25 protein-coding genes are annotated in these 26,053 nt (G+C 70.4%); 10 read left to right on the forward strand and 15 right to left on the reverse strand.

The features are described from left to right. Positions 1 to 74 precede the first annotated feature (74 nt). Together BJY22_RS10125 and rarD are read right to left on the reverse strand one after the other, a co-directional pair. Positions 75 to 2,135 carry an alkaline phosphatase PhoX gene (locus BJY22_RS10125; protein ID WP_167205579.1) on the reverse strand — a complete coding sequence of 687 codons (2,061 nt, stop codon included), beginning with the start codon at positions 2,133 to 2,135 and terminating at the stop codon, positions 75 to 77. A 98-nt stretch (positions 2,136 to 2,233) separates the two neighbouring features. Beyond that, positions 2,234 to 3,151 (reverse strand): EamA family transporter RarD, encoded by a 918-nt coding sequence (gene rarD, locus BJY22_RS10130; RefSeq protein ID WP_167205581.1) that lies wholly within the window; start codon positions 3,149 to 3,151, stop codon positions 2,234 to 2,236. A gap of 108 nt (positions 3,152 to 3,259) precedes the next feature. On the opposite strand from rarD, the gene BJY22_RS10135 reads away from it, so the two are divergent. Next, the gene (locus tag BJY22_RS10135) at positions 3,260 to 4,012 is read left to right on the forward strand and encodes a TIM barrel protein (protein WP_167205583.1); all 753 of its coding nucleotides are present in this window, start codon (positions 3,260 to 3,262) and stop codon (positions 4,010 to 4,012) included. 3 nt (positions 4,013 to 4,015) lie between these two features. Here BJY22_RS10135 and BJY22_RS10140 read toward each other — a convergent pair whose 3' ends face one another. The 4 genes from BJY22_RS10140 to BJY22_RS10155 all read right to left on the reverse strand — a co-directional run bounded on the left by BJY22_RS10140 (position 4,016) and on the right by BJY22_RS10155 (position 8,641). Continuing rightward, positions 4,016 to 5,440, reverse strand: a complete 1,425-nt coding sequence (locus tag BJY22_RS10140; protein ID WP_167205585.1) for a hypothetical protein — start codon at positions 5,438 to 5,440, stop codon at positions 4,016 to 4,018. Next, on the reverse strand, positions 5,437 to 6,027 hold the full coding sequence (locus tag BJY22_RS10145) for a SigE family RNA polymerase sigma factor (RefSeq protein WP_337758462.1): 591 nt from the start codon (positions 6,025 to 6,027) through the stop codon (positions 5,437 to 5,439). The genes BJY22_RS10140 and BJY22_RS10145 overlap by 4 nt, the downstream gene beginning before the upstream one ends. 120 nt (positions 6,028 to 6,147) lie before the next feature. Further along, a complete protein-coding gene (locus tag BJY22_RS10150) occupies positions 6,148 to 7,986 on the reverse strand; it encodes an HAD-IB family phosphatase (protein ID WP_167205587.1) in 1,839 nt (612 codons plus the stop codon). Positions 7,987 to 7,990: 4 nt separating this feature from the next. Continuing rightward, the gene (locus BJY22_RS10155; protein WP_167205588.1) at positions 7,991 to 8,641 is read right to left on the reverse strand and encodes a hypothetical protein; all 651 of its coding nucleotides are present in this window, start codon (positions 8,639 to 8,641) and stop codon (positions 7,991 to 7,993) included. Positions 8,642 to 8,839: 198 nt separating this feature from the next. Between BJY22_RS10155 and BJY22_RS10160 the strand changes: the two genes are divergently transcribed. Continuing rightward, a complete protein-coding gene (locus BJY22_RS10160) occupies positions 8,840 to 9,586 on the forward strand; it encodes a D-Ala-D-Ala carboxypeptidase family metallohydrolase (protein WP_167205590.1) in 747 nt (248 codons plus the stop codon). A 7-nt stretch (positions 9,587 to 9,593) separates the two neighbouring features. Here BJY22_RS10160 and BJY22_RS10165 read toward each other — a convergent pair whose 3' ends face one another. The 3 genes from BJY22_RS10165 to BJY22_RS10175 are packed head-to-tail and all read right to left on the reverse strand — an operon-like array spanning position 9,594 to position 12,621. After that, positions 9,594 to 10,151: a ribonuclease FAU-1 family protein gene (locus BJY22_RS10165; protein ID WP_167205593.1), complete on the reverse strand. Its 558-nt coding sequence runs from the start codon at positions 10,149 to 10,151 to the stop codon at positions 9,594 to 9,596. Further along, complete coding sequence (locus BJY22_RS10170; protein ID WP_167205595.1) at positions 10,148 to 11,395, reverse strand: DUF445 domain-containing protein; 1,248 nt, start codon at positions 11,393 to 11,395, stop codon at positions 10,148 to 10,150. The genes BJY22_RS10165 and BJY22_RS10170 overlap by 4 nt, the downstream gene beginning before the upstream one ends. Before the next feature lie 35 nt (positions 11,396 to 11,430). Then, the gene (locus tag BJY22_RS10175) at positions 11,431 to 12,621 is read right to left on the reverse strand and encodes an MFS transporter (protein WP_337758466.1); all 1,191 of its coding nucleotides are present in this window, start codon (positions 12,619 to 12,621) and stop codon (positions 11,431 to 11,433) included. Positions 12,622 to 12,758: 137 nt separating this feature from the next. Between BJY22_RS10175 and BJY22_RS10180 the strand changes: the two genes are divergently transcribed. Beyond that, entirely contained in the window at positions 12,759 to 13,910 is a 1,152-nt protein-coding gene (locus BJY22_RS10180) for an alpha-hydroxy-acid oxidizing protein (protein WP_167205599.1), read from the forward strand. Continuing rightward, positions 13,907 to 14,551, forward strand: coding sequence for an HAD-IA family hydrolase (locus BJY22_RS10185; RefSeq protein ID WP_167205600.1), 645 nt, complete (start codon positions 13,907 to 13,909; stop codon positions 14,549 to 14,551). The genes BJY22_RS10180 and BJY22_RS10185 overlap by 4 nt, the downstream gene beginning before the upstream one ends. Here the strand turns inward: BJY22_RS10185 and BJY22_RS10190 are convergent. Together BJY22_RS10190 and BJY22_RS10195 are read right to left on the reverse strand one after the other, a co-directional pair. Next, a complete protein-coding gene (locus tag BJY22_RS10190; protein WP_202891056.1) occupies positions 14,548 to 15,627 on the reverse strand; it encodes a 2-oxoacid:ferredoxin oxidoreductase subunit beta in 1,080 nt (359 codons plus the stop codon). The two genes, BJY22_RS10185 and BJY22_RS10190, sit on opposite strands and share 4 nt — an antisense overlap. After that, positions 15,624 to 17,618 carry a 2-oxoacid:acceptor oxidoreductase subunit alpha gene (locus tag BJY22_RS10195; protein ID WP_202891057.1) on the reverse strand — a complete coding sequence of 665 codons (1,995 nt, stop codon included), beginning with the start codon at positions 17,616 to 17,618 and terminating at the stop codon, positions 15,624 to 15,626. The genes BJY22_RS10190 and BJY22_RS10195 overlap by 4 nt, the downstream gene beginning before the upstream one ends. Before the next feature lie 272 nt (positions 17,619 to 17,890). Between BJY22_RS10195 and BJY22_RS10200 the strand changes: the two genes are divergently transcribed. The 5 genes from BJY22_RS10200 (at position 17,891) to BJY22_RS10220 (ending at position 21,195) form a co-directional block, all read left to right on the forward strand. Then, positions 17,891 to 18,700 (forward strand): hypothetical protein, encoded by an 810-nt coding sequence (locus BJY22_RS10200; RefSeq protein WP_167205602.1) that lies wholly within the window; start codon positions 17,891 to 17,893, stop codon positions 18,698 to 18,700. Positions 18,701 to 18,710: 10 nt separating this feature from the next. Continuing rightward, positions 18,711 to 19,067, forward strand: a complete 357-nt coding sequence (locus BJY22_RS10205) for an NADH-quinone oxidoreductase subunit A (protein WP_337758469.1) — start codon at positions 18,711 to 18,713, stop codon at positions 19,065 to 19,067. A gap of 95 nt (positions 19,068 to 19,162) precedes the next feature. Further along, positions 19,163 to 19,348 carry a hypothetical protein gene (locus BJY22_RS10210; RefSeq protein ID WP_167205604.1) on the forward strand — a complete coding sequence of 62 codons (186 nt, stop codon included), beginning with the start codon at positions 19,163 to 19,165 and terminating at the stop codon, positions 19,346 to 19,348. Positions 19,349 to 19,427: 79 nt separating this feature from the next. After that, positions 19,428 to 20,777 (forward strand): serine hydrolase, encoded by a 1,350-nt coding sequence (locus tag BJY22_RS10215; protein ID WP_167205606.1) that lies wholly within the window; start codon positions 19,428 to 19,430, stop codon positions 20,775 to 20,777. Between the two features lie 181 nt (positions 20,778 to 20,958). Next, positions 20,959 to 21,195, forward strand: coding sequence for a ferritin family protein (locus tag BJY22_RS10220; RefSeq protein ID WP_167205608.1), 237 nt, complete (start codon positions 20,959 to 20,961; stop codon positions 21,193 to 21,195). Between the two features lie 27 nt (positions 21,196 to 21,222). Here the strand turns inward: BJY22_RS10220 and BJY22_RS42375 are convergent, their stop codons facing one another. From BJY22_RS42375 to BJY22_RS10235, 4 genes are all read right to left on the reverse strand, one after another. Further along, a complete protein-coding gene (locus BJY22_RS42375) occupies positions 21,223 to 24,144 on the reverse strand; it encodes a helix-turn-helix transcriptional regulator (protein ID WP_167205610.1) in 2,922 nt (973 codons plus the stop codon). 125 nt (positions 24,145 to 24,269) lie between these two features. Then, positions 24,270 to 24,431 carry a hypothetical protein gene (locus BJY22_RS10230; RefSeq protein WP_167205612.1) on the reverse strand — a complete coding sequence of 54 codons (162 nt, stop codon included), beginning with the start codon at positions 24,429 to 24,431 and terminating at the stop codon, positions 24,270 to 24,272. Positions 24,432 to 24,446: 15 nt separating this feature from the next. Further along, complete coding sequence (locus BJY22_RS42380; protein WP_272954817.1) at positions 24,447 to 24,575, reverse strand: hypothetical protein; 129 nt, start codon at positions 24,573 to 24,575, stop codon at positions 24,447 to 24,449. Between the two features lie 227 nt (positions 24,576 to 24,802). After that, a complete protein-coding gene (locus BJY22_RS10235; protein ID WP_167205613.1) occupies positions 24,803 to 24,961 on the reverse strand; it encodes a hypothetical protein in 159 nt (52 codons plus the stop codon). A gap of 162 nt (positions 24,962 to 25,123) precedes the next feature. Between BJY22_RS10235 and BJY22_RS41005 the strand changes: the two genes are divergently transcribed. Further along, a complete protein-coding gene (locus BJY22_RS41005; protein WP_202891058.1) occupies positions 25,124 to 26,053 on the forward strand; it encodes a DUF1905 domain-containing protein in 930 nt (309 codons plus the stop codon).

Here is a 26,053-nt window from a genome sequence, read left to right on the forward strand (position 1 = left end):
AACCTGGATACTAAATGTCCTGAATACCGCCGGTCAAGAGGCCCGGCACCACAGCGCCGGGCCTCGAGAAGGGTTCAGCTGCCGACGCGGGCGCCGTCGCGGCGCCAGACACAGGCGATGGCGGGGCGGGGGAACTTGTCGGTGTGCGGCCAGGTCGAGGTGGGCTTCTCGAAGGTCGCGTCGTCGGTCTCGCCGGGGTGCTGTACGGCGACGAACGCGGTCTTGTCGTCGTCGGACACCAGCGGGCCGCAGGCCTCCGCGGCGAACGGCACGGACAGGAACTGCTTCACCTGACCGCGGTTCGGGCCGGCCACCGGCACCGTGAAGATGCCGTCGTTCGAGCCGAGCACGTTGCCGTCGGTGGAGATCCACAGGTTGCCGGAGCCGTCGAAGGCGACGTTGTCCGGGCAGGAGATCGGGCTGACCTTCGACTTGTCGAAGCCGCCGAAGTACGTCTCCTGCGCGGCCGGGTCGCCGCAGACCAGGAACAGGGTCCAGACGAACCCGGTCTTGCCCGCGTCGTCGCCCTCCTCGCTGAGCTCCAGGATGTAGCCGTTGCGGTTGCCGGACTTCTCCACCAACGGGCCGTCGAGCGTGTCGCGGACGTGCGATTTCGCCAGCGGGTTGGCCTCGTCGACCGGGAACGTGCCGCCCCGGTTGGAGTTGTTGGTCATCGCCGCGTACACCCGGCCGGTGAGCGGGTTGCGCTCGATGTCCTCCGGGCGGTCCATCCGGGTCGCGCCGACCTTGTCCGCCGCGGCCCGCGCGTTGATCAGGACGTCGGCGACGCTCATGCCGTCGATGTACGACTTCTTGTCCGACGTCAGCGGGATCCACTGACCCGTGCCGTCGTACAGCCCGTCCGCGGCGCCGTCGCCGGTGAACTTGGCGACGTACAGCGTGCCCTCGTCGAGCAGGCCGAAGTTGGCCTTGCGGTTGTCCGGGTCGTACTTGCCGGCCGAGACGAACTTGTAGACGTACTCACCGCGCTCGTCGTCACCGGTGTACACGGCGATCCGGCCGTCGGCGGTGAACGTGGTGGTGGCGCCCTCGTGCTTGAGCCGGGCGAGCATGGTGCGCTTCTTCGGCGTCGAGGTCGGGTCGTACGGGTCGACCTCGACCACCCAGCCGGCCCGGAAGGCCTCGGTCGGGGTCTTGGACAGGTCGAACCGCGGGTCGACGCTGCTCCACAGCCGCGCGGTCTTGGTGACGGTCGTCGGTACGCCGTACCGCTTGAAGGAGTCGACGTACTCCGCGGGGACCGTGCCGGTCACGTCGAAGTAGCCGTTGAAGTTCTCCTCGCCGGACAGGATCGTGCCCCACGGGGTGACACCGCCGGCGCAGTTGCCGAAGGTGCCGTAGGCAACCTTCCCGACGCGCGGGTCGGCGGCGGCCGGGCCGGTCACCTCGAACTTGGTGTTCACCGTGATCCGCCGGTTGTAGCGGCTCAGGCGCTTGTCCCGGCGCCACTGCCCGCTGCGGCCGACGCGCTCGATCTGGACCACGCTCATGCCGTGCGCGGCCATCCCGATCTTCACGATCTCGGCGGCCGAGTACTTGCCGGCCGGGAACATCAGGGTCTCGTCGGTGTACTCGTGGTTGCAGACCAGCAACGCCTTCGAGTCGTCGCGCAGCGGCACGACCATCGTGTAGTCGTTGTTGTACCCGAACTGCCGCGCCTGCGCCTCGGCGGACTGCTTGAACGCGTCGAACGCCGGCGCGCCCGGCAGCACCGGGTCGCCCCAGCCGATGATCACGGCCTGCTCGTAGCCACGCGGTACGACGATGTTGTCCTCACGGTTCGGCGGTACGACGCCGTGGGTCAGCTCACCGCGCTGCGGGAAGCCCGGGAAGGTCCCCGAACCACTGCCGGCGCCGCGGCCGGTCTGGTCGGCGATCGCGGGCGAATTCACGGCCAGCGTCGCGACCCCGGCGGCGCCGACGCCGGCGGCACCGATCGCCAGCACCTTGCGACGGCTGAACGCGGACCGCATGACGCTCTGGATGTGCTCGTTGCCGGACGTGTTCGGCTCGGGGTGGTCGCACTGGTTGGCGCACTTGTACTCGCAGGTGCGGAACGAGCGGGAACCGTGGCGGGTGCCGAGCTGGCTGATCAATGGCAGAAACTTGGTCACGCGGGCGACCCTAGGGAAGCCGGGAACTCTCCCAGTGAAGCCCAGATGAACGTCTGAAGGCTTAGGTTGCCCTTACTGAGCGAAGAGCAGTCGAACAATCACACTGCGGATGCGGTGACCGCGGCCCGTTCGAGCGCCATGATCCGGCGCCGGTTGTGCATGCTGTCGAAGGTGAACAGCGCCAGCGCGACCCAGACCAGGCCGAAGCCGAGCCAGCGCATCGGCGACATCCGCTCGTGGAACACCACGAGGCCGCAGATGAACTGCATGATCGGCGCGATGTAGTTCAGCAGCCCGAGCGTCGTCATCGAGACCCGCGTCGCGGCGGCCCCGAACAGCAGCAGCGGTACCGCGGTGATCGGCCCGGTCAGCAGCACCAGCACGAGGTACGCCGTACCGTGGTCCGCGACCGTCGCGTCGCCCTGCAACCCGAGCACCACGATCGCCGCGACCGCGAACGGGACCACGGTGCCGGACTCGACGGCCATCCCCTCGATCGCGCCGGCGCCCGCCTGCTTCTTCGCCAGGCCGTAGAAGCCGAACGAGAACGTCAGGATGATCGCCACCCACGGCGGCCGGCCGTTCTCGATCGTCAGCCCGGCGACCGCGACGAACGCGATCCCGAGCGCGACCCACTGGATCGGGCGGAGTCGTTCCTTGAGGACGAACACCCCGAGCAGGACGGTGAACAGCGGCGTGATGAAGTACCCGAGCGAGGTCTCGACGACGTGACCGTTGCCGACGCCCCAGATGTAGGTGCCCCAGTTCGCCGAGATCAGGAACGCCGCCGCGATCAACGGCCACCGGCGCCGAGGCTCGGCGAGCAGGGCCTTCACCCGGCCGAACTTCCGCAGTACGGCGACCAGGATAACGATCGTCACCAGCGACCAGAGCACCCGGTGGGCCAGCAGTTCGACGGCGTCGGAGTTGTCGAGGAGCTTCCAGTACAGCGGGAAGAGGCCCCAGATCAGGTAGGCGGTGAACCCGTAGATGAATCCTCGTCGCTGTTCCGGCACGGCGTCAGCGTATGCCTGTGCGACAGTCGCATCCAACTACTTTGCTCATGACGTGAGACGCCCTGGTGTGATGCGGTTGGATAGAGGGGTGCAGACGAGGAGGCGCGCGTGGGTGTGAGGACCGGTCTGGTCTCGGTGACGTTCCGCCAGTTGCCCGTCGATCAGGTGGTGGAGGAGGTGGCGAAGGCCGGGCTCGCGGCGATCGAGTGGGGTGGTGACGTCCACGTCCCGCTCGGCAACCTGGTCAACGCCAAGCGCGTGCGGAACCTGACCGAGGTGCACGGCCTGCAGGTCGCGGCGTACGGCTCGTACCTGCGCGCCGGCAGTGTCGACCGCGAGGAGATGCGCTCCGCGATCGCCACCGCCCAGGCGCTCGGCGCGCCCCGGATCCGGGTCTGGGCCGGCAACGTCGGCACGGCGGACGCGGGCGTCGGGGACCGGATGGCGGTGACCCGCGGACTGGGCGAGCTCGCGGACATGGCCGCCGGTGCGGGGATCGAGATCGCGATGGAGTTCCACCGCAACACGCTGACCGACGAGGTCGACTCGACGATCACGCTGCTGCTCGACGTCGGCGCGCCGAACCTCACGACGTACTGGCAGCCGCCGGTCGATCTGGACGACGAGAAGTGCCTGCAGCAACTGGAGTCGCTGATGCCGTGGCTGAGCACGGTCCACGTGTTCTCCTGGTGGCCGTCCAACGCCCGCCTGCCGCTCGCGGGCCGCGAGTCCCTGTGGCGCCGGGTCCTCGACCGCCTGGCCGCCGAGGACCGCGAGATCAACGCGCTGCTGGAGTTCGTCGCGGACGACTCACCGGAGCAGTTCGCGAAGGACGCAGCCGACCTGCAGAGCTGGGTCTAGGTCCTAGTCCGGCAGGTAGATCGCCAGGATCAGCGTGCCCGTGGTGGGTTTGCCCTCGGCGACCGTCAGGGTGGCGCGCTCGGAGGGCGCGGCGCCGTGTGCGTCCCAGCCGATGCCCAGGCCGCCGGCGTCCGGCGCGACGCCGACGCCGGTCTCGGTCGTGCCGACCGTGAGACTGGCGCGGAACTCGCCGGTGCCGAGCCTCGAGCCTCCGTAGGCGACGACGTACGGCCGATCCGCCGGTGTGTCCGTCGCGAGGCGCCGGTCCGGGCCCGGCGCGGTCTTCACCTCGGCGAGCCGGTACCGGTACCCGGCCACCTCCGTCTGCTCCGGGAGCTCCATCCCGTCGACGACCCGCTGCGGCCCCTGGAAGTAGACGCCCAGACCCAGCCGGACGTCCGACGGCATCCCGATGAGGTGCGGGCTTGTCGGCAAGATCTTCGCGACCACGTCGACGCGTTGCCCGGCCGGCACGGGCGAGGCGATCGTGAGACCGCCGTCTTTCCCGGCGTCGGTCGAGCTCGCCTCGCAGGTCGCCTTGAACGGCTGCCCGGGGCCGATGCGCATTTCCACGGTGTACGGCGGGTTGTCGCCGTCGGAGCCCGCGTTCGCCGTGCAGAACGGGCGCAGGGACAGCTTGGCTCCGGTGGCGGTGAAGCTGAACCGCACCTCGGGGCGTCCCGGGTCGGCGACCCCCGCGGCGGCCAGGGTGTCGCCACCGATCGTCTTCCGGTAGACCACGCCGTCCTTCTGGTACGCGCCCGCGTCGACCGGCGCGTACCGTGCCGGTGCGCTGTTGCTGCTCGGCGGGTTGGGCGAGGTGGAGTAGATGCCGAACCACATCCGGCCGTCCTTGCCAGCCGGTCGGCCCGACTCCAGCTCGATCAGATCGGCGGAGACCTGCGCCGGCTTGCCGACCGGCGAGGCCAGCCAGAAGGCCGAGTCCGGCGCGAGCGTGACGCCGCTGCCCATCGCCCACGCGTCCGGGCCGGTGTCGCAGCTCGCGTCACCGAGGTACCAGCCGTTGATCCGGAAGCGGATCGCGTACAGGGCGCCGGCGGCCTCGCAGTTGGCGTGGACGGTGAGCGAGTCCGTGGTCGGGGTCCACGCGAACGACAGACTGCTCTGGCCGCGGTCGCCGATCCATGCCTTGAGCAACTTGTCGCTGCCGACGGTTCCGGGGACCGTGAGGCCGTCCCGGGTGTAGTCCTCGGGCGGGTTGTCGGCCGGCGGCGTCGGGCGCATGGTGGGCACGAGGGTGGCCGCGACGGCCGCGAGTACGGCGACCATGCCGAGCGCGCCGAAGGCACGGCGCTGCTTGGTGCGGCGGATCTTCTGCTGCACGCCGGGCAGCAGGTCTCCCGAGTGCTGGTCGGCGGAGGTGGCGCGGGTGGCGAGCTCGTCGCGCAGGTCCTGGAGGTTCATCACGGGGTCTCCAGATCTGCCGGAGTGACAAGGGAGGGGTCGAGGCGGAGCTTGGCGAGAGCCTTGGCTGTCTGGCTCTTGACGGTGCCGACGGAGCTGCCCATCAGCCGGGCGGTCTCGGGCTCGCTGAGGTCCTCGTAGAAGCGCAGTACGACGACCGCGCGTTGCCGGCGGGGGAGGCGGCCGATGGCGTCCCAGAGGTCGAGCCCGTCCTCGCCGTTCGGGGTAGGCGATTCGGGCAGCTCCTCGGTCGGGATCTCACCGTTCCAGCGGCGGCGCCACCAGGAGGCGTACGTCGTGACGAGGATCCGGCGGACGTACGGCTCCGGGTTGTCCTCGCGGATCCGGCTCCAGTGGAACCACGCCTTGGCCAGCGCGGTCTGCACCAGGTCCTCGGCCAGCGCGTGGTCGCGGGTCAGCAGATACGCGGTCCGCAGCAGGGCCCGCGACCGGGCCGCGACGAACGCGTCGAAGGTGTCCGCGCCCTCGTGGTCCTCGTGCACCGCTGTCACCCCCGTCACCGTCACCCGCGCCGACCCGGATCCAACGCGGGTCGCGCGCGCCGTCGTCACGCCGTCGTCGATGCTCACACCCTGCTCGACCACCTGGCCTGCCCGGACGGTTGCCTCGCCGTCGGAACATTTCGACAAGCGGCGGGGTCGGGGAACACGGTATTACGTGTTCCCCGACCCCGGGGGATGTCGCGACTGTCAGGCGGTGCGTTCGGAGGCGCCGCGGCGGCTGGTGGTTGGGGTGGTGAGGCGGTCGGGGGGTGGGAGGTGGACCACGCGGTTCAGTTGGCCCATGTCGCGGAGGATCGTGTGGGACGCCGCGGCCGCGGCCGTGCCGGGCTGGTAGCCGGCGGCGAAGCCGACCGCCTCGAACATGTCCACGTCGTTGCTGCCGTCCCCGATCGCGATGGTGCGCTCCGGTGGGATGCCGAGTTCCTCGTTCCACCGGCGGATGGCCGTGACCTTCCCGGGGCCGTCGACCAGGCCGCTGACCTCCCCGGTGAGTACGCCGTCCTCGATTCCGAGCTTCCCGGCCGCGTACCGCTCGACGCCGAGGCGCTCCGCGAGCGGCCCGACGACGGCGTCGAATCCGCCACTCGCGATCGCGACCTCGTGGCCGGCGGCCTTCAGTTCGCGGATCAGCTGCTCGGCGCCTTCGCTCAGCTCGACGCCGTCCGCCACCTGGCGGACGAGTGACTCGTCGACGCCACGCAGTACGGCGATCTTGGCGCGGATCGACGTCTCGTAGTCCCCGGTCTGTGCCGCCTGGACCTCGGGCAGCCGCCCCGCCAGCTCGGCCAGCGTGTCCAGGGTGTCGTGCTTGCTCAGCGTGTGGTCGACGTCGAACACGAACAGGTGCCGCTGCATCGGGACCATCGGCTGCTGCGGGGTCGTCGTCCTGCTCTCCGGAGCCAGTGCGCGGTCGATCGTCGAGGCGACCTCGCTGCGCACCGACGGCCGCCACTGCCCGACGGCCGGGTCCCACACGCCGTTCGACGGATCGGCGGCACCGTCCAGGAAAGTGCCGATGGTTTCCGTCATTTCCTTGAACTCCGGGTAGTCCTGGAGCTGCGGGATCCGCGCCCGCAGCTGCCGGAAACCCTGGTCCCAAAGGATCTCGGTCTCGTCGTCGCGGGCCGGCGCCTGCCCGTAGAAGCGGTACGGGTGCGGCGGCCCGCTGCGGCCGGCCTCGCGCCAGTGCCAGTTTTCCGCCAGCGCTTTCCGGAGCTTGTCGCCGTCCACCGGACAGGTCCGCGCGATGTAGTACAGGTCGGCGATGTCCTTGAACCGGGGCGCGGCGATGCCGTCGCCGACGCCCGGCTGCAGGGCGAGGGCCGCCATCTTGTCCGCCGCCAGGTCCGCGACCGGCCGCAGCAGCGGCGTGATGGGCTTCAGGCCGGGGAGCTGTACGCCGACGATCGACCGCCGGGCCCGCTCGGACTCGCTCGACCGCTGGATCATGGTCGGCATCTTCACGTCGACCTCGATCGTGAACGCGTCCCCGTCGCGCCGCAGGCCAAGCGGTCCGCGGCTGTCGTCGACCGGCTGTACGTCGATGGTGAAGACGGCATGCCCGCGGCCGGCGACCTCGACGTTCCGGGTCGTGTAGCGGACCAGCCCGCCGAGGCCCTCGCCGCCGTCGAGCGGGTTCTGCCGCATCGGCGCGACCGCGAGGACGGACTCCCGGACCCGGGCCAGGTACTCGTCGTCCGGCAGGTGGCCGACCGCGTCGTTGTAGACGTCGAGGTCGTTCGCGGTGCGGGCCATCGCGTAGACCGGGTCGATCCCGGATTCGGAATCGGTCGTCCCGGACCACGTCTCGGCGTACGCCGGGAGCGGGTTGGAGCCGGTGTTCTTCCAGGCGTCACCGTCCCGGTTCAGCTGGCAGAGGAAGTCGCCGACGACCAGCTGCCGCTTGGCGCGATCGACCGGGAACTTCGGGCTGCTGACCTGCTGGAGCTGCCCGATGAGCCGGCCCCAGCGCGGGAAGGCGCCACGGAACTGCTTGCGGTCGAGGTGACCGTCGTACCCCGGCATGCTGTTACCCCTTCGCAGCGGCGTCGAGCGCGGACTCGAGCCAGGCCGGACCGTCGTACGCCGGCTCGCGGCCGGCGAACTGCTCCGTCAGCTCGGCGCCGAGCTGGTCGGCCGTCGTCCAGCCCTGGCTGATGAAGGACCGGGCCAGCCGGCCCAGGTCGGACAGGTCGAGCCCCTGGCCTTCGGAGAGGTCGGCCAGCGTCCGGGCCGGGCCGGTGACCGGGAGGCCCTCGACCACGCGGCACTGGTCTTCCTGGACCGAGCGCGGGTGCACCGTGACGCCGTCGGGCAGTGCGTTGCGGGCGCGGCCGGAGAACTCGATCTCGTCCCCGCCGGCAGTTCCCGCGCCGTACAGCTGGGCGGCGGATCGATGCGACACGACCAGGGTGGTCAGCGACCGTTCCCACGCGGGGGACGCCTCGGCCAGCAGCCAGGTCGCGTAGAGGGTCGGGTGCGGATGACTCGCGCCGGCCCGGACCCGGAGCACGCCCTCGATCACCGGCTCGACGATCTCGGCCTCCTGCAGTTGCGCGAGGACCTGCTCGGTCACCTCGCCACGCAGCTGCGCGATCGCCACCAGACCGTGCTGGCCGTCGGCCAGCGCGCAGATCCGCGCGAACGCGTCCAGCACGCGTGGGCGTGCGAAGCCCTTCATGTGCCAACTCCACAACTGCCGGGGACAGTTCCGCGCTCATCATCCAGGGCGCGAGGTTCACGAAGATGAACGGACGATGACGGAAAGTCTCGCCAGGTGACGGTGACGGAAAGTTTCATCAAGTACTGGCCAAGCGGCGGAAATTGCCGGAACGTTGTGTCTGGACACATTCCCTTCACCGCCCCGGAGGTTGTTCCGATGTCCATCACTCGACCGTTGCCGCGACTGCTCGCCATCCTCCTGCTGTTCGCCGCAACCCTCACCACCTCACAGGTCGTCGCCACGAGCGTCGCGCACGCGGACGGCTGTTACACGTGGGGCCGCACCCTCAGCCAGGGAGCCAGTGGCGAGGACGTGCGGCAGTTGCAGATCCGCGTCTCCGGCTATCCCGGGTACGGCGGTCATCTCGCGATCGACGGCGCTTTCGGGCCGGCCACCAAGGCGGCGGTCCAGCGGTTCCAGTCGGCGTACGGACTGGTCGCGGACGGCGTCGCCGGGCAGAACACGTTCAACAAGATCTACGCGCTGCAGGACGACGACTGCACGCCGATCCACTTCACGTACAGCGAACTCGACGACGGCTGCGGCGGCTCCGGGTTCGACGGCGGCCCGCTGTCCGCGGCGGCGACCAAGGCCAACGCGCTCGAGACGATGTGGCACCTGGAAGCGCTGCGGCACGCGCTCGGCGATCAGCCGCTCGTCGTCACCAGCGGGTTCCGCAGCTACTCGTGCAACGCTCAGGTCGGTGGCGCCAGCAACAGCCAGCACCTGTACGGCCGGTCCGCCGACCTGGTCGGCAACCCGTCGCTCTGCACCCTCGCCAAGCAGGCCCGCTACCACGGCTTCGGCGGCATCCTCGGCCCGGGCTACCCCGGTCACAACGACCACACCCACCTCGACATCCGCACGAGCAACGTCTGGGAAGCCCCGAGCTGCGGCGTCTAGCCGGGACCTAGCTGAGCGGCCGGTCCCCGAAGTCGGTCAGCGGCGGTAGCCCGAGCGCTACCGCCGCGGCCAGCTTGTCCCAGCCGACCGTGCCGAACGGCTCCGCGCCGCCCGCGAAGTCACGCTCCAAGCTCCGGGCGGCGCGCTCGGCCGCGTCGCGCTCCACGTCACTGACCAGTCCGGCCGCGTGCGCCGTCGCCAACTCGTCCCAGTCCTCCGTACCGATCGCCCCGTCGGCCCGCCGGAACGGATCCAGCTCGAGGTCCTCGAAGGTCCACTCCGCGCCGGCGAGCGCGGGCGTCGTACTGACGTCGACGTGCAGCAACCCGCTGTGCCGGAAGTACGCGAACCACCACCCGTCGTGCGGTGCGAGCTGAACGCAGTGTTCACCCGGCCCGCCCGGTCCGAGCTGGGCCGTCTCGCAGTACTCGCCGTTGTCACCGCGGAACAGCGACCGCGCCGGTGTGTAGAACCAGGTGCCGAAGGCATCCGCGCCCAGCAGGTACGCCGACCACAGCCCCGAACCCTCGGGACGCTTGCGTTTGCGCAGGTAGACGACGTTCACAGCAGCTCGCTCAGGGCGTGGATCGTCAGGCCCACGAGCGCGCCGACCACGGTCCCGTTGATGCGGATGAACTGCAGGTCGCGGCCGACGTGCAGTTCGATCCGGGCGGCGGCCTCGCGACCGTCCCAGCGCTCGATGGTGTCGGAGATGACCGAGACGATCTCCGTGCCGTACGTGCGCACGACGTACCCCACGGCCTCGGCCGCGCGGGCGTCGACCTTCGCCCGCAGCGGCTCGTCCTCCTGCAGGCGCCCGCCCAGGTCCTGCAGCGCCTTGACCCCCCGCGCCCGGAGCGTGCTCTTCGGGTCGTTGATCGCGTCGATCAGCGCCGTACGCATCGCGTCCCAGACCGCGGTCAGGCTGGTGCTCATGTCCGGGTGCGTCAGCATCCGCGCCTTCCACGCCTCGAACCGCTCCATCGTCTCCGGGTCGTGCTGCAGGTCGTCCGCCAACTGCCCGAGCAGCCGGTCGATCGCCCGTCGCGCCGGATGCGTCTGGTTGTCGCGTACGTCGGCCAGCCAGGCGAGCGCCTCGCGGTGGATGCGGTCGATCACGAGCCGGTCCACCCACTGCGGCGACCACCGCGGCGCCCGCGGACCGACCACGTCCGCGAGCAGGTCCCGGTTGGCGGCCAGCCAGTCGTGCGCCTCCACCATCAGCAGGTCGAGCAGTGCGTGGTGCGCGCCGTCCTCGACCACCGACTGGACGAAGTGCCCGGCGATCGGACTCAGCGGCTCCTTCACGAACCGCGGCAACAACGACCCGCGGACGAACGCGGCCACGTCGTCGTCCCCGAGCTTCGGCAGCGCCGCCCCGACCGTCCGCGCGCCCTCCGCCACGATCCGCTCGGCATGGTTGCCGTCGGCAAGCCACTCGCCGACGCGCCGGCTCACCTGCGCCGTCGCCATCTTCTCCGCCACGACCTCCTCGGACAGGAAGTTCTCGGTGACGAACTGCTCCAGGCTCTCCGCGAGACTGTCCTTGCGGGTCGGCACGATCGCGGTGTGCGGGATCGGCAGCCCGAGCGGCCGCCGGAACAGCGCCGTCACCGCGAACCAGTCCGCCAGCGCGCCCACCATCGCCGCCTCGGCCGCCGCGTTCAGGTACGCCCAGCCGCCACTGCGGTGCAGCGTCGCCACGTAGATCACGGCGGCGAGCACGAGCAGCGACAACGCCACCGTCCGCATCTGCCGCAGCCCACGCCGCCGTACCAGATCGGCCGCGCCCAACGTCAAGGTCGCCATACCCCGATCTAACCAAGTCGGCGGTGACGAAACCCTCAGGCAAGTACCTGAGTCGACCCCCGGCGTTCCATCAGGCCCGAGATCGCGGCCAGAACCAGGCCGGCCACGGCGAGGGCGGCGCCGAGGCGGCTCGGCCACTCGTAGCCGTAGCCGGCGGCCAGGACGACGCCGCCGAGCCAGGCGCCGAGCGCGTTGGCGATGTTCAGCGTGGAGTGGTTCAGCGACGCAGCCAGCGACTGGCCCTCGTGCGCGACGTCCATCAGCCGGGTCTGCAGCGCGGGCACCAGGATGCTCGCCGAGCAGCCCATCGCGAACACCGCGACCAGCGCCCCGGGGCGGGTCTGCGCGAGCCATCCGAACGCTCCGAGGACGACGGCGACCGCGACCAGTCCGCCATACACGCTGCCCATCAGCCACCGGTCGGCGAGCCGCCCGCCGAGGACGGTGCCGGCGGTCATGCCCACGCCGTACACACCGAGGACGATCGTCACGGCGGACTGCGAGAAACCGGACAGTTCCGTCATCGTCGGCGTGATGTAGGAGTACGTCGCGAACATGCCGCCGAAGCCGACCAATCCGACGAGCAGGGCCATCCACACCTGCGGACGGGCGAGCGCGCTGAGTTCGCTGCGGACGTTCACGTCGCCGCCGACCGGCTGCGGCGGCACCCAGAACCAGACGGCGACCAGCGTCAGCAACCCCAGTACGCCGACCGCGAGGAACGGCACCTGCCACCCGAGTTGCTGGCCGAGGAGCGTCGTCACCGGTACGCCGATGACGTTCGCGACCGGGAGGCCCACCATCGTCATCGCGACCGCCCGCGCGCGCCGGCCGGGCGGCACCATCGACGCGCCGACCACCGCGCCGATCCCGAAGAACGCGCCGTGCGGTACGCCGGACAGGAACCGCGCGGCCATCAGGAACTCGTAGCTCGAGGCAATCGCCGACAGCACGTTGCCGAGCACGAACAGCGCCATCAGCCCGAGCAGGAGGCGTTTCCGCCCGGTCCGTGCGCCGAGCGCCGCGATCACCGGGGCGCCGACGACGACGCCGAGCGCGTACGCCGAGACGACATGACCGGCCGTCGGGATCGAGATGCGGACACCGTCCGCGATCTGCGGCAGCAGTCCCATCGTGACGAACTCGGTGGTCCCGATCGCGAACCCGCCGGTCGCCAGCGCGAACAGCGCCAGGCTCACATGCCGTGAGGTCGTGTCAGGAGTCACTGGGGTGGTCACCCCTGATTGTTGCATCGGATCTCCAGGCCATCACAATCCACGCACCCGGAGCCCGCTGAGCGTGGGGACCGCCGGAGCGGTCGCATTGTGATGGCCTGGCGGTCCGTGCCATGCAAGGATCCGGCATGGCCAACTTCGGGGACTACCAGTTGCAGATCTACCTGCAGGGGATGCTGCAGGGGACGACGCCGGAGATCACGACCGACCTGGCGCGGCTGGAGTCGCAGGCGGCCGGGAAGTTACCGGCCGAGGCGATGGGGTACATCGTGCCGAGCGCGGGCAGCGGCGCGACCGCGCGCGCCAACCAGGCGGCGTTCGAACGCTGGCGCCTGGTGCCCCGGATGCTCCGCGGCAGCACCGAACGCGACCTGTCCTGCACGATCCTGGGTACGGCGATGCCCGCGCCGGTCCTGGTCGCGCCGATCGGCGTACAGACGCTCGCGCACCCGGACGGCGAGCTGGCGACGGCCCGCGCCGCCGGCACGCTCGGTCTGACCTACACACACTCGACCCAGGCCAGCCACGCGATCGAGCAGATCGAGGCAGCCAGCAAGTGGTTCCAGCTGTACTACCCGACCGACCGGGACGTCTGCCTGAGCTTCCTGCAGCGCGCGAAGGCGGCGGGGTACGGCGTACTCGTCGTCACCCTCGACACCGGGACGATCGGGTGGCGCCCGGCGGATCTGGATCGCGGGTTCCTGCCGTTCCTGAAGGGGGAGGGGCTGGCGAACTACTTCAGTGACCCCGCGTTCCAGGCGAAGCTGGCCAAGCCGGTCGCCGAGGACCCGGGCGCGGCGGTGATGCACTGGGCGCAGATGTTCCCGAACGTCGGGCTGGCGTGGGACGACCTGTCGTTCCTGCGCGACAACTGGGACGGGCCGATCGTGCTGAAGGGCATCACCCATGTCGAGGACGCCAAGCTCGCCGCCGAGCACGGCGTCGACGGCATCGTGGTCTCGAACCACGGCGGCCGCCAGGTCGACGGCGCGGTCGCCGCGCTGGACGCGCTGCCCGCGATCGCGGACGCGGTCGGCGAACAGCTGACGATCCTGTTCGACTCCGGCGTGCGCACCGGAGCCGACGCCGCGAAGGCGCTCGCCCTGGGCGCCAAGGCGATCCTCCTCGGCCGCCCCCTCCTCTACGGCCTCGCGCTGGCCGGCCAAGCAGGCGTCGAGCACGTACTGCGCTGCTTTCTCGCCGAACTCGACCTCACCCTCGCCCTCTCCGGCCACGCCAACCACCGAGAACTCACCCGCGACTCGGTGGTGCGCGCGTGAAGGGGGTTGTGTTCGATCTGGACGACACGTTGTTCGATCACCGGGGGTCGGCGACGTTCGCGGTCCGGAGTTGGGTCGCGGAGCTGGGCGTCGCGCCGACCGACGAGCTGGTCGTCGAGTGGTTCGCGATCGAGGACCGCGTCTACCCTCGCTGGCTCGCCGGGGAGCTGACCCATCAAGGGCAGCGACGCGCCAGGCTGCACGAGTTCCTCCCGCTCGTCGGCCACCCGGTGCCGCCGACGGAGGGTGAGCAGGACGAGTTCTTCGAGGGCTACCTGAAGCACTACCGGGGCAGCTGGATCGCGTTCCCGGACGCGCGTCCCGCCCTGGAAGTTGCTCGCGGCAACGGATGGCGGATCGGCGTACTCACCAACGGCAGTACGACGCAGCAGAACGCGAAGCTGGCCGCGATCGGGCTTGCCGAGTTCGTCGACGTGGTGTGCACGTCCGAGTCCCTCGGCGTCAGCAAGCCCGATCCAGTGGCTTACCAACGCGTCTGCGAAGCACTGGGCTGCGAGCCGTCCGACGTACTGATGATCGGCGACAACCTCGAGCTGGACGTCCTCGCCGCCCGCCGAGCCGGCCTGACCGCGCGACACCTCGACCGCGCGGCCGGACACGGCCTGCTCGAGCTTCTCTAGTTGATCGTCCAGGTGTCGGCGCCGGTGACGAGGGACTGCAGGTCGCCGGGGCCCTGGGTTTCCTCGGCGGTGGTGATCTGCTGGCGGACCAGGTCGTCGTACGCCGGGCGGTCGACGGCGCGGAACACGCCGACGGGTGCGCGGTGCAGGACGCCGGCGTCGGTGAGGCGGGACAGGGCGAACGCGTACGCCGGGTCGTCGGTGTGGGCGTCGTGGACGACCAGGTCGGCCTCGCCGTTCGGCAGGTCGGCGATCTCGCGGACGGCCAGCGACGCGAACCCGTCGCGGACCACGCCGAGCCGCCCGTCGGTGCCGAACCGGATCGGTTCGCCGTGCACCAGCGGGATGATCGCGTCGTCCCGGGTCTCCGGGTCCTTGAACGCCTCGAACGCGTTGTCGTTGAAGATCGGGCAGTTCTGGTAGATCTCCACGAACGCCGTACCGCGGTGCTCGGCCGCGGCCCGCAGGACCGAGGTCAGGTGCTTGCGGTCGGAGTCGACCGTCCGCGCCACGAACGTCGCCTCCGCGCCGAGCGCCAGCGAGACCGGGTTGAACGGGTTGTCCACCGACCCCATCGGCGTCGACTTCGTCACCTTGCCCGGCTCCGACGTCGGCGAGTACTGCCCCTTGGTGAGGCCGTAGATCCGGTTGTTGAACAGCAGGATCTTGAGGTTCACGTTCCGCCGCAGCGTGTGGATCAGGTGGTTGCCGCCGATCGACAGCGCGTCGCCGTCACCGGTCACCACCCACACGCTCAGGTCCGGCCGGGCCGTCGCCAGCCCGGTCGCGATCGCCGGCGCGCGGCCGTGGATCGAGTGCATGCCGTACGTCGACAGGTAGTACGGGAACCGGGACGAGCAGCCGATCCCGGAGACCATCGCGACGTTCTCGCGCTTGATCCCCAGCTCGGGCAGGAACCCCTGGAAGGCCGCGAGTACGGCGTAGTCGCCGCAGCCGGGGCACCAGCGGACCTCCTGGTCCGACACGTACTCCTTGCGGTTCTGCGGCTCGGTCGCGGCCGGGACGCCGTGCAGACCGTTCGGCAGGCTGGGCATGCCGAGCTCTACGGTGCTCATCGTGCTCCCCCTGTTTGCATTCCAGGCTTGAGATGGCCGTTCTGGTCGACCAGTGCCTCACCGTGCTTGACGGCGGCCGCGGCCGCCCCCAGGTGGCGGGCGTCGTCGTCGATGCCCTCGGTCTCCTCGACCAGGTTGCCGATCACCTCGGCCAGCTCCGCCGCGCCGAGCGGCATACCGCGGACCTGCGCGTAGGAGACGACGTCGACCAGGTACTTCGAACGCAGCAGCATCGCCAGCTGGCCCAGGTTCATCTCCGGGACCAGGACCTTCTCGTACGACCGCAGCACGTCCCCGAGATTCGACGGGAACGGGTTCAGGTGCCGCAGGTGCGCCTGCGCGACCTTGCCGCCGACCTTGCGGACCCGGCGGACACCGGCGCCGATCGGGCCGTACGTCGAACCCCACCCGAGCACCAGGACCTTCGCCGTACCGTCGGGATCGTCGACCTCGATCGGCGGGATCGACCGGGCGACCGCGTCCACCTTCGCCTGCCGGGTCCGGATCATCAGGTCGTGGTTGGCCGGGTCGTAGGAGATGTTGCCGGTCTTGTCCTCCTTCTCCAGGCCGCCGATCCGGTGGTCCAGGCCCGCGGTCCCCGGGATCGCCCAGGCGCGGGCGAGGGTCTCCGGGTCACGCTCGTACGGGAGGTAGAGCGGCTTGCCGTCCGGGCCGGTCGCGTTGGGCGCGGTCGTGAAGTCCGGGTCGATCGTCGGCAGGTCGTCGACGACCGGGATCTTCCACGGCTCGGACCCGTTCGCCAGGTAGCCGTCGGACAGCACGATCACCGGCGTGCGGTAGGTGATCGCGATCCGGGCCGCCTCGATCGCGATCGCGAAGCAGTCCGCGGGGGACTGCGCCGCGAGCACCGGCAGCGGGGCCTCGCCGTTGCGGCCGAACATCACCTGCAGCAGGTCGGCCTGCTCGGTCTTGGTCGGCATACCCGTCGAGGGCCCGGCGCGCTGGATGTCGCAGACCACCAGCGGCAGTTCGAGCATCACGCCGAGACCGATCGTCTCGGACTTCAGGCTGATCCCCGGGCCGGACGACGTGGTGACGCCGAGCGCGCCGCCGAACGACGCGCCGAGCGCGGCGCCGACACCGGCGATCTCGTCCTCGGCCTGGATCGTGGTCACGTTGAACCGCTTGAGCTTGGACAGCTCGTGCAGGACGTCGGACGCCGGGGTGATCGGGTACGCGCCGAGGACCAGCGGCAACCCGGCCCGCTGCGCGCCCGCCACCAGGCCGTACGCCAGTGCGAGGTTGCCGGAGATGTTCCGGTACGTGCCGGCGGCCATGCTGGCCGGCTTCACCTCGTACCGGACCGAGAACTCCTCGGCGGTCTCACCGAAGTTGTAGCCCGCGCGGAAGGCCGCGATGTTCGCGTCGCGGATGTCCGCCTTGGACGCGAACTTGGTCTCCAGGAACGAGATCGTCGACTCGACCGGCCGCTGGAACAGCCAGGACACCAGGCCGAGCGCGTACATGTTCTTCGCCCGCGACGCGTCCTTGCGGGACAGGCCGAACTCCTTGACCGACTCCACCGTCATGCCGGTCAGGTTCAGCGGTACGACGTGGTAGCCGTCGAGCTCGCCGGTCTCCAGCGGGTTCTCGTCGTACCCGATCCGCTTCAGGTTGCGCGCGGTGAAGTCGGCGGTGTCGACGATCAGGGTCGCGCCCCGCGGCACGTCCTTGAGGTTCGCCTTGAGCGCCGCCGGGTTCATAGCGATCAGCACATCGGGCGCATCACCCGGCGTGAGGATGTCGTGGTCGGCGAAGTGGAGCTGGAAGGAGCTGACTCCCGGCAGGGTCCCGGCTGGTGCCCGGATCTCCGCTGGGAAGTTGGGCAACGTCGACAGGTCGTTGCCGAACGATGCCGTTTCCGCTGTGAACCTGTCCCCCGTGAGTTGCATCCCGTCGCCGGAGTCGCCGGCGAAGCGGATCACCACGCGGTCGAGCTGCTTGACCTCGATGGTCACTGTTCTGTTCATCTCCAAGTCGAAGCTTGGGTCGGTCTGCCACCTCGTGGACGACAGGTCGATCCCCCCGTCAGGGCGATAACCCCAATATTAGTTCGCCCTTTGCACGGAACCATGCGGAAGCCCCGGTGGTCCACAGCCTGGGACGCGGTGTCAGAAGGTGGTCCGATCCGGTAGGACCCTCAGCTCCTCCTGATATCACCCTCCGCAAGCGCTCGCTTGCGATCCGCAGTGAGAAGCGGCAGGGTGGCGGTCGTCTTGTTGTGACCTCAGGGAGTTGTCTCATGCGCCGTGTGCGGTTGCTCGCCGGATTGCTGACAGTGCTCGTCTCGGGGTGCGCTGCCCCGATCGCCCCGGCGAACAGCGCCCTGAGTCTGGGCAGTACCGCGGCCGCGGCGCCTGTCTCCGTCACGGCGCCCGCCCGGACGGCGAAGATCCACAGCATCCGGACGACCGACGCGACCAAGGGCGTGATCACGGTGGTCGGGACGCTGTCGCCGGCGCCCGCGGCCGGCACCCGGATCCCGTTGCACCAGTGGATCCCGTCGCTGAAGCGGTGGCAGGAGGTCGCGCACGGGTACTCGTCCGGCGGCAGCGTGACGATCACCACGGTGCAGCCCGGGTCGGTCCGGACGTACCGGATCGCGGTCGGCCCACAGGCGCCGTACGCCGCGGCGATCTCGCCGATGATCAGCTTCAAGCACTACGTGTGGCGCGGGATGTTCAAGAAGGGCCTGCCGGCCGCGGGCGGGGCGGGACAGCCGCAGTTCACCGTCGTACCGCCGAAGGAAGGGCCGCGGCGGTCCGAGGCCGACCTGCTGGCGAACCAGGGCGGGTACGTCTGGGGCGAGGTCGACGCGACCGGGTGCCGGTACTCGCGGAACTGGCTGGGCAACCTGACCGACGGGCTGGTCCGGGTCTCGCTGCACAACGGGACCAAGGCGATGACGTCGCTCCGCGTCCAGCAGGAGACCGAGAGCTGGCTGAACCACGACATCTCCGGCGTGACCCGCCTGCGCCTCCAGGTCGCCGACATCCGCTCCGGCTACGGTCCGTACGTTTCCATCGACTCGTTGCTGCTCTGCACGAACTAGACTGCTGCCCGTGTCGGACAGCTATGGCGTCATCGCCGCGGTGGTCGCGCTCGGCCTGGTCGGGCTGATCGGCGCGTTCGCGCTGAACAAGGCGCTGACCGTCACGTATCCGACCGAGGGCAAGCTCACGACGTACGAGTCCGGCGTCGACCCGGTCGGCGAGGGCTGGGCCCAGATGCACATCCGGTACTACCTGTTCGCGTACCTCTATGTGATCTTCGCCGTCGACGCGATCTACCTCTTCCCGTGGGCCACCATCTTCGCGACCCTCGGCTTCGCCACCCTGATCGAGATGTTCGTCTTCCTCGCCTTCGTGGCGGTAGGCCTCCTGTACGCCTACCGCAAGGGCGTCCTCCGCTGGACCTAGGCCGGAGGGAACCGCGCCGTTCCGGGGAGCGTCGACTTGAGGAGCCCGCCTGGGCTCACTCAACCCAACTGCGCCACCCGGAAGGGAACTCGAGCATGGCAAAGGCTGACCCGAACAAGCGCCCGAAGAAGAGCGACATGGAGGTAAGCAAGCAAATACTCGATGGAGCCCAGCGACAGTCCCGCAACAATGCCAACAGGGCCGCGACGGGCGAGCAGGCCAGAAAGATCGATAAGGCCGTCAGCAGGAGGAGGACTAACCTCCGGCGTGGTGGTAGATGATCGTGGCTGTCTTCTAGAGCCGTGGCGGGCTGTGGGCGCCGTGGGTGGTCGCAGCCCCGCCTGACCGAGGAGTGAGCACGTGCAGAGTTGGCTGGACGGGAATCTTGCGGGCCTGATCGCGAAGCACGGTGTGCCGGCGGCGTCGGTCGCGGTGCTGGCCGACGGTCAGGTGAGTACGGCGGCCGCGGGGATCCTGAACCTGAACACCGGCGTCGAGGCGACCGTCGACTCGGTCTTCCAGATCGGGTCGATCACGAAGCTGTGGACCACCACGCTGATCGCCCAGCTGGTTGCCGAGGGCAAGATCGATCTCGACCGGCCGGTGCGCGACCACCTTCCCGAGTTCAAGCTCGCCGACGAGACCGCGGCCGCGGCGATCACGACGCGGCAGCTGCTGACCCACACCAGCGGCTTCTCCGGTGACGCGTTCACGCCGACGTCGCGCGGCGACGACGCGGTCGAGCTGTTCGTGCGCGACGTGCTGCCCGGCCTGGCGCAGGAGGTGCCGCCGGGCGCGGGGTTCTCCTACAACAACGCCGGGTACGTCGTGCTCGGGCGGATCGCCGAGGTCCTTGTCGGGAAGCCGTACCACGAGCTGATCCGGGAGCGGATCGCCGTACCGCTCGAGCTCGACCACGTCGCGACGATCCCGGACGAGGCGCTGCTGTACCGCGCGGCGCTCGGGCATGTGGCGCCGAAGCCGGGCGATCCGTTGCAGGCGGCGCCGGTGTGGAGCCTGGTGCACGCGATGGCGCCGGCCGGGTCGCTGCTGGCGATGAGTGCGCGGGACCTGATCACGTTCGGCCGCGCGTACCTGGACGCGACGTTGCTCGACCGGGCCACGATCGACCGGTTGTGGGAGTCGCAGGTCGACGTACCGGCGATCGGCGGGTTCGCGCAGCACTGGGGGCTCGGCTGGATGATCTTCGACGCCGAGGGCGGGCGGCTGTACGGCCACGACGGCGGAACGGTCGGCCAGTCCGCGTTCTTCCGGCTCGTCCCGGACCGGGGTGTCGCGGTCGCGCTGCTCACCAACGGCGGCAGCCCGGGAGCGCTGTACGACGACCTGGTCGGCCACATCCTCCGCGAGACCGCGGGGATCGAACTGCCGGTCCGCCCGGTGCCGCCGGCCGCGCCGGTCGAGATCTCCCCCGAACTGGTCACCGGCCGCTACACCGGCGTCCTGACGCAAAGCACGGTCACCGCCGAGGACGGGGAGTTCTGGGTGCTGGACGACGCGGTCAGCGAGGAGGCACGGATCCTCATCCCGGAGCCGCGCCGGACCCGGCTGGTCCCGCTGGACGACTCGCGGCTGATCGCCGCCGAGCCGGAGCGCGGGACGCACGAGGTGATCGCGTTCCGGGAGCCGGTGGACGGGCGCGCGACGTACCTGTTCCGTGGCGGCCGGCTCACCCCGCGAAGTAACTGAAAGTAGTTCACGTTCCCGGCCATGGACTGGTTGCCCCGGTCACCGTTTGTGATTGCGTGCAGCAACAAACGCGAGTTTCAAACGCTGTCGTTGACGGTATGAGTACAACCGGTCGCCAAGCGCTGAGTTCGGGGCTATGGTGATTACACGGGGGAACGGGGCGAATCCTGGTGGTGAGGCTATGTCGTGGCAACTGTGGGTAGTGATCGCCCTCGTTGCGGCTGCACTGGCGCTGCTGGCCGCAGCGCGCATGCGGCACGCCCGCGAGGTCTTCGACGACATCACCGACCTCGACCGCGCGCCGGCCGAGCCTGCTGTACCGGCCGAGCCGGCTGAACCGGCCGGCGCCGACGAGCTGGCCCGTGCCCGGGCCCGCCACCTCCACGCCGAGCCGGACCGCCGCCGCAAACACGGCTGACTCCCGGCGCTGCCGGTCCTCGGCGAATCAGAGCAGTCCGTCGCGGCGCGCCACGGCGGCTGCCTCGGTGCGGGAGCGGACGCCGAGCTTGGCGAGGATGTTCGAGACGTGCACGCTGACCGTCTTCTCGCTGATGTACAGCTCCCGCGCCAGCTGCCGGTTGGTCCGTCCCTCGGCGAGCAGCCGCAGTACTTCGGTCTCCCGCGACGTCAGCGCACTGGCGCCGCTGGTGTCGACGCCACCCGCCTCCTCCAGCAACGGGCGAGCGCCAAGCTCCCGGCCCGTCTCCGCCGCCAGCGCGGTCTGCTCGTTCGCTTCGGCGACCCGGCCCGCGGCGCGGAGGGCCGCCGACAACCGGATCCGCGACCACGCCTGCTCGAAGACGTAGCCGTACCCGAAGGCGTCCGTGGTCCGCCGCCACGCGGCGACGTGCTCGTCGGGCGTCGGCGCGTCGATCCCGGTCAGCCAGCGCAGCCGCTCCCACTCCGACTCCAGCCGCGCGAGCCAGGCGAGTCCTTCGACGCCCATCAGGCGCCCTGGCGGCAGCCCCTTCTCCGCGGTCGCCTGCCCGGCCGAGACCAGCTCCGCACCGCGCGCGACCAGGTCCGCCGCGGCCGACGGCTCCCCGGCGGCCCGGTGACACAGCAGCTGCAGGCCGAGCGTGGAGAACCGGATCCGCGCGAGGAACCACTCGGTCTGGAACACGTCGCTGCACAGCGTGGACACGTCGGCGATCAGCCTCTCCGCCTCGGCCGGCTTGTCGAGCACGCGGTACGCGTCCACGGCCGGCTGCAGCCCGATGATCGGCAGCATGATGTCCAGGTCCCACCACTTGCGGGACAGCTCGAACTCCTCCGCGACCGCGGTGTCACCCCGCGCGCCGCGGACCGAGAACTCCACCGCGCGCAGCGCCGCCGCGGCCGCCGCCGGCGTCATCGCGTCCGTCCGCGCCGTCGCGGACGCCTCGTCCCACTCGCCGAGCGTGAACTCGGTCAGCGCCAGCAACCGCCGCGCGTCGAACCCGTACGCCGCCCACTGCCGCCCGAGCTCACCGGCCCGCTTGGTCGCGAACGACAGCGCCGTCCTCGCGTTCAGCAGGTCGCCCTGCTCGTACCGCGTCGACCCGAGCAGGAACCGGCTCCGCACCTCCGCGGCCGGATCGCCGGTGAGCTGCGCCCGGATGGCGGCCTCCTCGAGCTGCTTCACGGCGGTCTCCGGATCGCCGGCGCGACGCCGGAGCTGAGCCAGGGTGATCCCGGCGTCGCTGGCCGCCGACTCCTGACCCGCCTCGCGGGCGATCTCGAGCGCCCGGTGCGCCCAGCGTTCCGCCTCCATCGGCCGGCCGAGCGCGTCGGAGACCCGCGCGTACAGCGACGCGACCTGCGCCTTGAACACGCTGGCCGGCTCGTCGTTGACCAGCTTCAGAGCCTGTGAGATCGCCTCGTGGGACTCCTGGTCCTGATCGATGACCAGCGCGATGTCGGCCAGCGGCAGCAGCAACTGCGCGCGCTCCAGCTTCGGCGCGTCCGGCGGCAGGTCGGCCAGCGCCTTGCGGAGGATCTTCACCGCGCGCAGATGCTGCGAGGACAGCGTCGCGGCGGTCGCTGTCTGCACGATCAGCCAGGTCTTGTCGACTGCACGATCAGGCGCGTGATCAGGCGCACGGTTCGGGAAGAGCTCCAGGGCGAGCTCGTAGTGCTTCAACGCGTCCTGCGGCGCGCCGACCGAGATCGCTTCCTCACCGGCCCGGACCCGCGCCTCGAACGCGACCGGCAGGTTGTGCGACCGCGTGGCATGACCCGCGAGCTCGGCCGCCGTACCCGCGACCGTCAGGTCCTTCAGCGCCTGGACGTACGACGCGTGCAGGCGGACCCGCTCGCCCGGCAGCAGGTCGTCGTACACGGCCTCGGCGAGCAGGGCGTGGCGGAAGTAGTACCGGTCACTGGTCGGTACGTCGATGATGTGCGCGTCGATCAGCTCGCGCAGGGCCTCGTCGAGCTCGCGGTCGGGAAGCCCCGCGACCCCGGTCAGGAGCGTGTGCGGGACCCGGCGGCCGGCGACCGCGATCACCCGGGCGACCTGCCGGGCGCCGTCGGACAGCGGATCGAGGCGGACCAGCAGCAGGTCGGCGAGATCGGGCGGTACGCCGTCGCGGTCGCCCATCGAGGCCGCCGCGGCCAGCTCCTCGGTGAAGAACGCGTTGCCGCCGGCGCGCTCGAGGATGCGGCGCTCCTCGATCGCGGGCAGGGGAGTGGTCAGCAGCGAGTGCAGCAGCGCGCGGGACTCGTCGGCGTCCAGGGGAAGCAGGTTCACCCGGCGTACCCGGGGATTGCGGGACCACTCGGCGATCGGGCGGCGGAGCGGGTGCCGGCGGTGCAGGTCGTCGCTGCGGTAGGAGACGACGAGCGCCAGGCGCTGCGAGGTCAGGCGGGTGATCAGGAAACCGATCAGGTCCCGCGTCGAGTCGTCGGCCCAGTGTGCGTCCTCGATGATCACCACGATCGGCTCACTGGTGGACAGCGCGGTGAACGCGCCGAGGACGGCGTCGAACAGCGCGGCCCGGTCGAGCTGGACCTCCTGCGGCGCCGGCTGGGCGCCGAGCAGGCGGTGCGCGGGCAGCAGCCGGCCGATCGCCGGGAAGTTGGTCAGCACACCCTCGACGAGATCGGGCCGGTCGCCCGCGAGGCGGCCGAAGATCTCGGAGAACGGCTGGTAGGGCAGGCCGGCGTCGCCGAAGTCGGTGCAGTGCCCGACCAGCACGCCGAAACCGCGCTCGTGGGCACCCGTCGCCACCTCGTCCAGCAGCCGGGTCTTGCCGACGCCGGCGTCACCGGACAGCAGCACGGCGCCGGCACGACGGGTCTTGGCGTCGTCCACGGCGCTGAGCAGGGCGGCCATCTCGGTCGAGCGGCCGACGAGAGGTGTCGAGTTCCAGGGCACGTCGTCCATCTTCGCCCCTGGCGCCGACACAAATCGACGGCATCCCGTTCGCTGGTTGCTTCCGGTCACGGATCCGGGTACAGAAACGCCGTCCCTGATCGCGAGTTCTGGATCAGGGACGGCGGTCCGGGCGGTCATGCCGCCGGGCGGGGTCGGAGGGCGTGGCGCGGCTCCGGCTGCGAGTCCTTCGCCGTGCGCTGCCGCCGGTTGGCGGCCCGGAAGTCACGCTTGGCGCGCTCCAGCCGGTACGCCGTCTCCGCCTTCATCAGGTCCGGAGTCAGTGAAACGGTGATCATGGTGTGTCCCTCCCTTCAGGCTTTCCGGCCGAACAGGTTGCTGATGGTCCGGCGGCCCCGGGTGCTCCGGGTCTGCCGGAAGTCGCGGGTGAGGCGCTCCCTGCGGTAGTCGACCTCAGCCTTGACCGATGCGTTGCTGAACATGTGGTCCTCCGTCTGGTGCTGCCGGCTCCCTGCCGGCACCTGTAAATCTGCTCGTCTGAGGTAGGGCCGCACATCGGAACTCCTCCCTATCCCCGGCCGGCGGTCCGGGCCGGGGGACCTTAGGGGGTCCTAGGGGGTGCCTAAGACCCCCTCATGACGGCGGCGCGACCGGCTCCGGGGAGCCGGCCGCGCCGGGAGGGAAAGGGACCGGGGCGGTGATCGTGCGGTCACATCGCGGGACGGGCTCGCAGCTCGGGCGCGCAGGGCTGTGGCGGCTGCGGCGTGCGCTTGCGCTGGAACCAGAACGGCCGCTGGAAGTCACGGCGGATCCGGTCCTGCCGGTACCGAATCTCTGCCTGGAGCGAGTCGGTCGAATGGAAGTACATGATCGCCTCCGCGGTCTGCTGTCGTTGAGAAGACAGTGCGCGTCTGAGGAGAACCCGCACATCGGCACAACTCCCTATGCCTCGGGCAACCAACTCCCTAGTTCCGGAATCGCCGTCGAATCCGGAAGTAGGGCGTCCGGAACCGGGCCTAGCATCGGTTCCATGGAGTTCCTCGGCGAGGTGATCGAGTGGCGCGGACCGGCGCCTTACTACTTCGTGCCGGTGCCCGAGGAGGAGAGCGCCGCACTGCGTGAGGTGGCGCTGGCCACCAGCTACGGCTGGGGGATGCTGCCGATCCACGCCCGGATCGGCAGTGCCGAGTGGAAGACGTCGTTGTGGCCGAAGGACGGCAGATACCTGCTGCCGTTGAAGGACGCCGTACGCAAGCCGGCCGGACTGGACGCGGGGGACGAGGTGGAGGTCCGGCTGACGTTCGAGGCGGCTCCGCCCAAGCAGAAGCGGCCCGCGCCCAAGAGGACACCTCTGCCGACGGGATCGCGGGAGCCGGTGACGGACGACCAGCTCACGATCGTGCCGGCGAACGAGGCGGCATGGGAGGACTTGCAGGCGGTCTTCGGCGCGGGCGGCGACACCGGCCGCTGCTGGTGCCAGCGGTTCCGGATGTTGCCCAAGGAGTCGTGGGCCTCGGAAGGTCCCGAGGAGCTCGCCGCGCGGCTCCGCGACCAGACCGCGTGCGGTGATCGAGAGGCCCCGGCGACGACAGGTCTCGTCGCGTACCTCGACGGCGAGCCCGTGGGCTGGTGCGCCGTCGCCCCGCGGGCCGGCCACGCCAGGCTGTTGCGCGACTACCGCGTTCCGTGGCTCGGTCGGGACGAGGACAAGACCGACCCCGCCGTGTGGGCCGTGACCTGCTTCGTCACCCGGCCCGGCTACCGCCGCCGGGGAATCAGCCGGGCACTCGCCCGCGCCGCCGCCGATCACGCCCGCGACCGTGGCGCCCGCGCCGTCGAGGGCTACCCGGACTTCGTCGACGGTGGCTCGGTCGGTACGCCGTCGATGTTCACGGCAGCCGGCTTCACCGAAGTCAGCCGCCCGGGCCGCCGCCGCGCCGTCCTGCGGATCGACTTCTGA

It is taken from the genome of Kribbella shirazensis, from assembly GCF_011761605.1.
GTDB classification, from domain to species: domain Bacteria; phylum Actinomycetota; class Actinomycetes; order Propionibacteriales; family Kribbellaceae; genus Kribbella; species Kribbella shirazensis.

Excerpts from the sequence above, each read along its gene's own strand:
- BJY22_RS10150 (WP_167205587.1), bottom strand. The coding sequence starts at position 7,986 with ATGCCGGGGTACGACGGTCACCTCGACCGCAAGCAGTTCCGTGGCGCC.
- BJY22_RS10155 (WP_167205588.1), bottom strand. The coding sequence starts at position 8,641 with ATGAAGGGCTTCGCACGCCCACGCGTGCTGGACGCGTTCGCGCGGATC.
- BJY22_RS10160 (WP_167205590.1), top strand. The coding sequence starts at position 8,840 with ATGTCCATCACTCGACCGTTGCCGCGACTGCTCGCCATCCTCCTGCTG.
- BJY22_RS10170 (WP_167205595.1), bottom strand. The coding sequence starts at position 11,395 with ATGGCGACCTTGACGTTGGGCGCGGCCGATCTGGTACGGCGGCGTGGG.
- BJY22_RS10180 (WP_167205599.1), top strand. The coding sequence starts at position 12,759 with ATGGCCAACTTCGGGGACTACCAGTTGCAGATCTACCTGCAGGGGATG.
- BJY22_RS10190 (WP_202891056.1), bottom strand. The coding sequence starts at position 15,627 with ATGAGCACCGTAGAGCTCGGCATGCCCAGCCTGCCGAACGGTCTGCAC.
- BJY22_RS10195 (WP_202891057.1), bottom strand. The coding sequence starts at position 17,618 with ATGAACAGAACAGTGACCATCGAGGTCAAGCAGCTCGACCGCGTGGTG.
- BJY22_RS10200 (WP_167205602.1), top strand. The coding sequence starts at position 17,891 with ATGCGCCGTGTGCGGTTGCTCGCCGGATTGCTGACAGTGCTCGTCTCG.
- BJY22_RS10210 (WP_167205604.1), top strand. The coding sequence starts at position 19,163 with ATGGCAAAGGCTGACCCGAACAAGCGCCCGAAGAAGAGCGACATGGAG.
- BJY22_RS10220 (WP_167205608.1), top strand. The coding sequence starts at position 20,959 with ATGTCGTGGCAACTGTGGGTAGTGATCGCCCTCGTTGCGGCTGCACTG.
- BJY22_RS42375 (WP_167205610.1), bottom strand. The coding sequence starts at position 24,144 with ATGGACGACGTGCCCTGGAACTCGACACCTCTCGTCGGCCGCTCGACC.
- BJY22_RS10230 (WP_167205612.1), bottom strand. The coding sequence starts at position 24,431 with ATGATCACCGTTTCACTGACTCCGGACCTGATGAAGGCGGAGACGGCG.
- BJY22_RS42380 (WP_272954817.1), bottom strand. The coding sequence starts at position 24,575 with ATGTTCAGCAACGCATCGGTCAAGGCTGAGGTCGACTACCGCAGGGAG.
- BJY22_RS10235 (WP_167205613.1), bottom strand. The coding sequence starts at position 24,961 with ATGTACTTCCATTCGACCGACTCGCTCCAGGCAGAGATTCGGTACCGG.
- BJY22_RS41005 (WP_202891058.1), top strand. The coding sequence starts at position 25,124 with ATGGAGTTCCTCGGCGAGGTGATCGAGTGGCGCGGACCGGCGCCTTAC.